The organism is Hydrogenimonas sp. (assembly GCF_029932565.1).
Taxonomy (GTDB): Bacteria; Campylobacterota; Campylobacteria; order Campylobacterales; family Hydrogenimonadaceae; genus Hydrogenimonas.
Genome location: NZ_JAOZPV010000013.1, coordinates 19,526 through 29,280 on the forward strand (window position 1 = coordinate 19,526; position 9,755 = coordinate 29,280).

The window sequence follows — 9,755 nt, forward strand, 5'->3', positions numbered from 1 at the left end:
GGTTGAACCCATCTCAAAAATCTTTGGTCCGACTCTTTTTATGGCCGGGCCTTGTTGCCACTGAGCTTTCTTAAAGCCCCTTTTCGCTAAAATCGCGTCAATCTACTATCGAGGTGAATCGATTATGACCCAACCTTTGCTTATCGAAATCGGTGTGGAGGAGCTTCCTGCCATACCGCTGCTGAAAATTCTCGACGACATCGGATCGTCGTGGGCCAAAATTCTCGAAGCCAATCGGCTTTTGACGGAATTTGAATTCTCTTATACGCCGCGAAGGCTGGTGCTCTGGCATCCGGAATTTCCGGTGAAACAGCCCGACAGCGAAGAGGAGATGTTCGGGCCGCCGGTGCAGATCGCCTTCAAAGATGGCGAACCGACCCGCGCAGCGGAGAGTTTCGCACAGAAGTGCGGTGTGCCGCTGAGCGAAATCGGCCGGGGCGAAAAGGGCGGCAAAGAGGTGCTCTACTACCGGAAAGTGATCGAAGGAGAGGCGAGCGAAACGCTTTTGGAAGAGATGACAAAAACCTGGATGGGGTCGATGCGCTTCGGAAAGATGATGCGCTGGGGAGAGCGGAGCGAGGAGTTCATCCGTCCCGTCCGATGGATTTTGGCACTTTTTGGAGACAAAGTTCCGGAGATCGAACTTTTCGGGGTCAAAAGTGCCAATACGACCCGCGTGCACCGACAGGTCTCTTTCGACCCGATCGTCATCGAATCGCCGAAGGCTTACTTCAAGGCGCTTGAAAACGGCGGTGTGGAACTTTTCGCCGACAGGCGCCATGAAACGATCCTGAAAGGTTTCGAACGCATCGAGAGCGGGCAGGGTGTCGAAGTGGGACGCGATGACGAACTAATGGACGAAGTCGTGGCGATTACCGAATACCCGACACCGCTGATGGGTCGATTCGACGAGAGTTTCCTGAAACTTCCCCCCGAAGTGATCATGACGAGCATGAAGGAGCATCAACGCTATTTTCCGGTTTTCAAAGAGGGGAGGCTGTACAACGGTTTCGTCGTCGTCTCCAATGCCAAAACCGACGATTTCTCCCAGATTATCGCCGGAAACGAGAGGGTCTTGAAACCGAGGCTCAGCGATGCGATGTTCTTTTACGAAAACGACCTGCGAAAAGGGCTCGATCCCGAAGGGCTCAAACAGATCGTCTATATGGACGGCCTGGGGACGATGTTCGACAAAAGCGTGCGCGAGAGCGTCATCACCACAACCCTCGCGGAGGTTTACGGAGAACGGCTCGAAACGGAGACAGGAAAAGATACCGGAGAGCTCAAGGCGCTGGCTGAGCGCGCCGCGATGCTGGCCAAAGCCGACCTTCTGAGCGAAATGGTCTATGAGTTTACCGAACTGCAGGGGATCATGGGGTATTACTACGCCAAAGCGCTGGGCGAAGAGGATCTTGTGGCTGTCGCGATCCGAGACCAGTACCTGCCCAGCGGCGAAGAGAGCGATATGCCGGAAAACCTCTTTGCGGCCCTCCTGGCCATCGCCTACAAATTCGACAACCTGATGGCGCTCTTTTCGGTCGGAAAGATTCCGACCGGATCCCGCGACCCATTCGCACTCAGGCGCGCGGCGGCGGGCATCATACGCATCGTTACGCACTTCGACATACCTTTCGACATTTCGGAGATGATCGACTGCTTCAAAAAAGAGTACGCCTCCTTCGACACGTCGGAACTCGAGGCGTTTTTCGACGAGCGCTTCTACAAAGCGCTGGATGCCAACCCCTCCATCATCACGGCAGTTCTCGCCAGCGGAGAACGTGACATCAACGAGATCGTCAAAAAAGTCGAAGCCCTCCGAAGCATCGCCGAAAGCGACGAATTCAAAGAGGTTTTCACGACATTCAAGCGTGTCGCCAACATCAGCAGAGATATCGATCTCGACGGAGATCTGACGGTGGATCCGGCGCTTTTCGAAAAAGGAGAGGAGAAGGTTCTCTTCGACGCGTTCAACGCAACCATTGCAAAAGAGTACGACGACTACGAGATGCGTCTGGACGCGCTCTTCTCCCTCAAGCCCCAGCTCGACAGCTTCTTCGACCATGTCATGGTCAATGCCGAAGAGGAAAAGCTGCGCACCAACCGCAGAAACCTCGTAGGGAGCATCTACAGAGCTTTCAGAGAGATCGCCGATATCAAAGAGATAAGCGTTTAACAAGAAGCGGAAAGTGGCAAGCGGGAAGCGGTACGACACCATCGTCGTCGGAGCGGGAATCGCCGGTATCTCCTCCGCCTACTGGCTGAGGGAAGCGGGGCAGAGAGTTCTGCTCATAGACAAAAAGGGTCTTCTTGCCGGCGCCAGCGGCGCGGCGGGAGCGTTTCTCTCGCCGCGTCTCGGGCGAGGGGGCGATCTGCAGAAAATCACCAACGAAGCCTACCGTTTCGCACTCGATTTCTATGCACGCACCGTTGCGGAGGGTTTTTTCCAAAAGGGGCTCGTGCGGATTCCGAAAGATGAAAAGGATGCCGAAAAGTTCGCCGGATACGAACCTTTCATCGACGTCCCCTACGAGCGGGTATCCGCCGCGGATTTTCCCCATATCGATCCGGACGCGATGCGCTATGGCGCCTATTTTTTCCCGGATGCGGCATTCGTCGACCCGATGACGGTGGCGAAAACATTGACGAAAGGGATCGAAACGGCGTGGGGTATCGATGCCCGCCCGGAGTTCCGAAACGGCAGCTGGCATGCTGGAAGATTTTCGGCGGAGAGCATCGTATTGGCGACGGGTGCCGAGTGTCTTCCTATCGAGATACCCTATATCACCATAGGCGGTGTCTGGGGTGAGCGGGTCGATGTGAGGACGGATGCCGAGATTCCCGTGACGCTGCATCGGCAACTCTCCGTCTCCGCCAATGTGGACGGTATCGTGCGAATCGGTGCGACCCATGTGCGCAACGATCCCCGCAGCGAGATCGAACGGGTCAACCAGCTCCTCGTTGATGCTATCGCGTTGGTGCCCGCCCTGCAGGATCAGCAAATCGTACGCATCTATGCCGGGCACCGCTCGTCAGTCAGTGACCACTTCCCCCTTGTCGGGTCGGTCGCCGATTCGGTGCGTGCCCGCGAAACGCTCGGAACGCCGCCGCGGAGCGTCAAACCGGAATCCGCCGGGATTCCCGGGATGCACGGCTGCTATATCGTCACTGGTTTCGGAGGCCGCGGCTTTGTCTTTGGCCCGCTGATGGGTAAGATGCTGGCCAGAAAAATCGTCGAAAAACAACCGGTCGATCAACGTGTATCGGCGGACCGCTATCTTTTGAGATATCTGCGCAGTCCGGAATGACATACATGTTTGTCTGCTTCTTCAGTCTTCGAAAAAGAGCATGTGGTGAAATTGCCGGGGAAGAAGAGCGGACAATGTTGATCTGTAAAAACGGCTCTATCGGGATTTGTTACTATCGAAGAGACCAAGATCTCTGAAATCTTTGATATAGAGCACATTGATTCCCTGTCCCGTTTCGTGGACATCGATGTCGAGGCGTACGCTCCGTGATATTGTATATTGGATGATAAAGCTCGAAAGCGTGTCGTTACGGTAGATGATTCGCATACGCTTGCCGATCCGCTTGCCGATTTCTACGCCAAGACCACCCCCTTCGGTATTGAGAATATTGAAAGTATCAAATCGCAGCCCTGTTGCCGATCCGATGGCGCTTTTGATGCCGAATCCCAGAAGCATGGATGCGACGGAGGCTGACGTGCTGCGACTTCCCTGGAACGATTCGTCTGCCGGTGTACCGAACAGTATGTAGCTCATGATATCGTTCTGGTTCATCGGCGGTTCGGAAGAGAAGAGAAAAACGGGATCGGCCAGTGTATGGCTGACATAGATGTTGAACCGGTTGAAATCGATTTCGTAGAGAAGATGCAGGTCCAGATAGGGATTGACGGGATAGGCGCCTCTGAAATAGATTTCGGAGGGCCGAATGGTAAAATGTTTCTCTTCGACATCGATGGCACCGTCTACGACCCGCACGATGCCAAGGAGTGTCGTGGATTTGTAGGGATCTTTCCATATCGTCACATCGGGTTTGAAACGTACGTGGATCATCGGAATTCTGTAATCGAGCGGTTGTTCGGAAAAGATTCGTATATTCAGGCTCTTCCTGGTATGGCTTGGTTCTCTGATATCCTGAATGATGACGATATCTTCGTCGGAAATCGTATACTCTTTTTTCGGCATATAGGTGATGTTTGCTTCCAGCAGTTCCATCTCGCCTTCGATATTCACTTGTTCGACTGATATATTGGCATCGATGCCGGCACTGGCAGTGACATTGCCTTCCTGTCCGATATAGTGCATCCGTTCACCGTCGAAGCGAAGATTGCCCCGCATCTTTTTCAGATCGAAGCTGCCGCGCAATTCACCGGTATCGAGTATGGCAAATCTATCGATATAGAAGTTGAAGTTTTCATCGAAATGAAAATAGGAAATCCGCTTCTGGTCGAACCGCCGCTCTTTGTATCCGATATTGTAACGGTCGATTGTGATCTCTTCTCCGTCAATGCCTCCGATAAGCTTGGAATCGAGTCCATAGTAGACAGTCTGGGAATCCGGCTGGACAAGATACCAGGGAATATCCGTTTCGTAACGAAGTGATAGCCAGTCGGCTATTCTGACGCTGAATCGGCTCTCGACTTCCGCATCGACCGTAACGTCGCTCTTTATATCCAGCTCCTGCATCAGCGCGTAGAGCGAATCGATATGGGTATGGAAATGGAGATCGACTGTATCGTCCGGTTCGATGTTCCCCACAACATCGAGCGTCAGCGAACCGATATTCGCCCACCCCTTGACACGCTTCTCTTTTTCGAAGAGCGTGAGATAGCTCTTTTGTGTCGACATGTTGAGAAGTTTGTTCTCTTTCGAATAATAGATATAGGCATGTATCTGAGATTTGAACATCGGTGGAACACTTTCCCAGATTCCCCCCTCTATATTTTTCGGTTCGACCGAGGCACGTACGAGAAAGGAACCCGGTTTCATCTCGACAAAACTTTTGGAACGGGAATAGTTACCATCCAGCTGTACGATTCCTTTCAGTTCCGGTTCCGGATCGACCTGCATTGTTGCATTGGCTTCCATCGATATCGTTTGATTCGAAAAGAGTTCCGGAAGATGCTCGATGTAATCGATACGATGGGGTATCGCTTTTGCATGCATTGCGAATTGTCTGTAGTCGGTGGAGTAGAGACCGATGTTGAAAGCGCCCATATAAAAATCGGCCACGACGACATCGGTATCCCCCGCCGCATCTGCCTGAAACTGGTGGGAAGGCAGAGGGTGGGTTGCCCGGGAGATCTCACCCGTCAATTTCGTCGCGTAGGCGAGGGAAGGGGTAAAGAGAAACGACTGGTTGATATCAGCATCGATAGCGGCTGTTTTGATATGGTAAAACGCGTTGGCGTTAAAATAGTTCTCCTTGAAGAGATAGTTGAAATCGAGTTTGGCCTCTTCGACGGAAAGATTTATGTCACGCAGATGCACCGGCGTTTTAAGTTGCGTCGTGGCGATCAGGCCGTCGCTGTCGATTCTCAGCTCTATGGGTAGAGGACCCGGAGATTTTTCCAAAAACTTTTCCGCCGTTTTTTTGTACGCTATCGAGAGAGAAGCATCTCCTTCCGCCCGAAGATGCATGTCATGGAAAGATCCTTTGAATTGTCCGTTTGCATAGGGGGATCGGATACGGGTCGAAAAGGAGGGGATATCGACGTCTTCCCTGAACCATCTCAACCGTTCCACTTTCATGTCAAATCCGATACGATCGGGCACATAGACGTCGCACCGATCGATTTCGATGGTTTGTATAACGATGGGAGGGAGTGCGAGATGGCTCTTCTTTGTCATATTGCTCTCTTCGAACTCAAACCTGTCCGGGTAGACTTTCGCATTTGAGAGCGATATTTTGTCGATAGTGGGAATCGGTGAAAAGAGTTTCAGTATGGAGTAATGTACGCCGATATGTCTGGCGAAAAAGGCCTTCTGATACCGGACATCGTAAAGATTGAAGCCACGGAAAAGCGTTCCTTCGATACGGCTGTATCGGACACCGCTGTTTTCGAGTGCCACGTGGGCCAGAAAGTCGGTGGTCTTCGGATGAAGTGTCACATAGAAAAAGAGTCCGGCAAATATCACCAGACCTTGCAGAATCAGCATGAAACGTGCATAGAGACGCCGCATCAGAAGAGTTCCCCGATATGGAAATGAAAGGCGAATTCACTGAAGTCGTTGATGTCGAATCCCACATCGAATGCGATCGGTCCCATTGGAGTAAGATAACGTATTCCGGGCCCGACTGCTATATAGGATTTGCCAAAATCGGGAAACTCATCCTGTCCCATAAAGGTGACGTCGCTGAAGAGCACCCATCTGAAATTGTCGTTCAGCGGCATCCGCATTTCAACCGTACACTCGACGATGCTGTAGGCACCGATTGGATCGTTGTGCCGGTTTTTCGGTCCCAGACGGCGGTAGTTGTAGGCACGGTTCGAATTCATGCCCCCTGCGTAGAAACGGTAGGAAGGAGGTATGCGGCCTTCAAACGTTTTGATGGAACCCAGCTTGCCGCGGAAGGAAGCGATCCCCCAGGGAACCTCTCTGTGATACGATGCGGAACCGTAGACTTTGTAGTAGCTTGCATCCGAAAGCGACGATTTGATCGATCCCATCGCATCGATTTTTATACGATATCCTTTTGTCGGATCGAGAAAAGAGTCGCGTTTGTCCACCTCCCAGCCGATTTTGGGTGAAACCAGAAGCAGTTTGCCGTTGGGAAAGTTGACAGGGTCCTTGCTGTTCTTCGTTTCTGTCCGGTCGAAAATGATACTCTCCTGGAAATAGTGGGGATGCCGCAGATGTTTGAGGTTGAAAATTGCAAGAACCGAATATTCGTCGTATCCGTCGAAAATCTCTTTTTTTACACCGGCTTCCGCTCCCAGACGGTTGTGATGTGTCAGTGGCATTTCTGCCGTCAACCGGACAAATTCTTTGATTTGAGAGTAGCGGCCATCGATTCCCACCGTCTTGAGGTTTCCCAGAAAATTCCGGTGTTTCACACCCGCCTGCAGGTTGATCCCTTCGTCACTGCTGTAGCCTGCACCTGCCGTAAAATGGACCGGTTTTTCGTAAACCGAGACGGTAATGTGGATAGGAACGACATTCCCTTTGATGCTCGTGTCGTCGATGACAACCCGCTCGATCCCTTCGTTGGCGTAGATATCGCGATAGGATCGGCGAATCAATTCCGCCGAATAGGGTTCGCCTTCCCGGAACATAAGCAGGGATCGAATGATTCTCGGATCGATCGATTCGGGTGTTTTGATGGTGATTTCGCCGAAGACGCAGGGTTGATTGGGCTGGATATCGTAGACGATATAGGCGGTATTGTTCTCTATGTCGACGAAAGCTTTCGCATTCAAGTCGATATGGCAGTAGTGGTTGTCTTTGTAATAGCGTCGTATGTTCTCTTTGCTTTTGACGAAGAGTTCCGCATCGAAACGTTCCCCCTTTTGAAAGGGTATCAGTTTTTCGATATCGAGCAGAGAGATGGTTGATACATCGGCAACCCTGACGGGATCATTCTCTTTGATGACAATGAGGATTTTTTCGTTGTCAATTTTGCTTGTGGCTCTTGTGTGATAAAAACCACGGGATCTGTAGTAGTTTTCGAGTGCCGGAAGTAGTGCATTGACATTGTCGGGTTCGATCCTGGGCTTCTCTTTCCAGAATTCGAAAAAGAGAGGCTTCGGAATACCCAGCACTTCATACAGAAGACTCGATTCAATACTTTCATTTCCGACAAATTCGACCGGAAGAGGAGTGGCCAACAGCAGTTGTAGAGAAAAAAGTATGCAGGCAACGATACGTTTCACCAGCCACCCTGTTTTTGGTACCATTATACCAAAGGAGATGGATGAAAACCGTTATTTTCGATCTTGATGGCACTCTGGTCGACACTCATGAGGACATAACTGCTTCGATCAATCATGTCAGGAAAGAGATATATCGGCTCGATCCTGTCGATTCCGCTTTTGTGATAGAGAAGATAAATCTCCTCGGATTGAATCTTGCATACGAATTTTACGGTGTGGAACGGTACGAGAAGCATGCGAAAGAGCTTTTTGAGAGGCATTACAGCCGTCAATGCCTAATGCATGCCAAAACGTTTCCGGATATCCCGGAATTGCTCGGGCGTTTGAAAGCGAAAGCATGTGATCTCTATGTTGCGACGAACGCACCGAGCACGACGTCGAAATTGATTCTTCAAAACAATAACATAGATCACTATTTTACCGATATTATAGGAGCAGACAGGGTCACAAATTCAAAACCCGATCCCGAAGTGATTTTGCAAATACGTGCCCGTACAGTTTTTGACGAAATCTGGATGATAGGTGACAGTGTCAAAGATATCATGGCGGCCGAAAGCGCCCGGGTACGTTCGTTGTTCGTGAAATGGGGATATACGAATGAATTACCCAAAAGTCTGGGCCATGTTCCAACGGTTTCGAAACCGCTGGAGATGGAAAAAACCATATTCAATGAGTTTTTATGAACTTCACTATAGAATCTAATTACCAATGTTACGCAATCTTCGATTGCCAACGTTTTGCGCCCTTTGGAGACGTCGGATACAGGATGAATGTCCGACGGATCGGGTGCTTTTTTTTTAACACCAAAGTGCCATTGTCTTTGCAGGGTATTCTACGGGTCAATAAATAAATTATGATTGAAGGATCTTGATGGTAAACGAAGGACTGGAAAAGCTGAAAAAAGAGATCAAAGAGAAGAAGACACTCAAACAGATTGAAAAAATCGAAAAGATGATCGACAGACTCAGTGGCAAGGATGGGTTGAGGCTGCTGGGAAAAGGAAAGAACCTGAAAAAAGCGATCCGAACGTTGACATATGAAGAGGAGTTGGTCAAACTGCAAATTGAACTGGTCAAACTGCAGAATTGGGTCTATGAAAACAAGAAACGGGTTCTCATCATTTTCGAAGGGCGCGATGCGGCAGGAAAGGGTGGGGCAATCAAACGTTTCACAGAACATCTCAATCCCCGCCGCTACCGTGTCGTGGCATTGCCGAAACCGACCGAAGTGGAGATGGGACAGTTCTATTTCCAGCGCTATATCGCACAGCTTCCCAATCCCGGTGAGATCGTCTTTTTCGACCGCAGCTGGTACAACCGTGCCATTGTCGAACCTGTCTTCAAGTTCTGTAGCGAAGAGCAGTATGACAAATTCATGCAGGAGGTACCCGGGCTTGAACACGCCTTGATCGACGATGGCATCATTCTCATCAAATTCTGGTTTTCCATCTCGAAAAAGGAGCAGCACAAACGTTTTACGGAGCGCAAAAACAATCCGCTCAAACAGTGGAAAATCAGTCCGATCGACGAGCAGGCACAAAAAATGTGGGATGAGATTACCTACTACAAAGAGGAGATGTTCAGCCGGACGCATACAACTTACTCGCCTTGGATCATTGTCAAAAGCAACGACAAAAAGTCTGCACGGCTGGAATCGATCCGCTATGTACTTTCGAAGATACCATACGAGAGAAAAAAGGATGCACAGACGACGCTGCATCCGGATCCCGATATCGTACAGCTCTATCACAGACAGAGCAAACAGGTGGATTGACCTATCATGATTCGCATCTCCCGCATATCGTCGTCTCTTCTTTTCGTCAGTGCGATTCTCCTTTCACAGACGCTTTTTGCCGAGGAGT

At 50.4% G+C, this 9,755-nt stretch carries 6 protein-coding genes; 4 read left to right on the top strand and 2 right to left on the bottom strand.

All coding sequences use genetic code 11. The features are described from left to right. Positions 1-124 precede the first annotated feature (124 nt). Together glyS and Q1K24_RS03165 are read left to right on the top strand one after the other, a co-directional pair. Positions 125-2,173: a glycine--tRNA ligase subunit beta gene (gene glyS, locus Q1K24_RS03160; protein WP_300365825.1), complete on the top strand. Its 2,049-nt coding sequence runs from the start codon at positions 125-127 to the stop codon at positions 2,171-2,173. 13 nt (positions 2,174-2,186) lie between these two features. Next, the gene (locus Q1K24_RS03165; protein ID WP_300365829.1) at positions 2,187-3,305 is read left to right on the top strand and encodes an FAD-binding oxidoreductase; all 1,119 of its coding nucleotides are present in this window, start codon (positions 2,187-2,189) and stop codon (positions 3,303-3,305) included. 96 nt (positions 3,306-3,401) lie between these two features. Here Q1K24_RS03165 and Q1K24_RS03170 read toward each other — a convergent pair whose 3' ends face one another. Next, positions 3,402-6,203 carry a translocation/assembly module TamB domain-containing protein gene (locus tag Q1K24_RS03170; protein WP_300365832.1) on the bottom strand — a complete coding sequence of 934 codons (2,802 nt, stop codon included), beginning with the start codon at positions 6,201-6,203 and terminating at the stop codon, positions 3,402-3,404. After that, on the bottom strand, positions 6,203-7,894 hold the full coding sequence (locus tag Q1K24_RS03175; RefSeq protein WP_300365835.1) for an outer membrane protein assembly factor: 1,692 nt from the start codon (positions 7,892-7,894) through the stop codon (positions 6,203-6,205). The genes Q1K24_RS03170 and Q1K24_RS03175 overlap by 1 nt, the downstream gene beginning before the upstream one ends. 41 nt (positions 7,895-7,935) lie before the next feature. Between Q1K24_RS03175 and Q1K24_RS03180 the strand changes: the two genes are divergently transcribed. Next, positions 7,936-8,577 carry an HAD family hydrolase gene (locus Q1K24_RS03180; RefSeq protein ID WP_300365839.1) on the top strand — a complete coding sequence of 214 codons (642 nt, stop codon included), beginning with the start codon at positions 7,936-7,938 and terminating at the stop codon, positions 8,575-8,577. 187 nt (positions 8,578-8,764) lie between these two features. Beyond that, complete coding sequence (ppk2, locus tag Q1K24_RS03185; RefSeq protein WP_366903478.1) at positions 8,765-9,667, top strand: polyphosphate kinase 2; 903 nt, start codon at positions 8,765-8,767, stop codon at positions 9,665-9,667. The last annotated feature ends 88 nt before the right edge of the window (positions 9,668-9,755 follow it).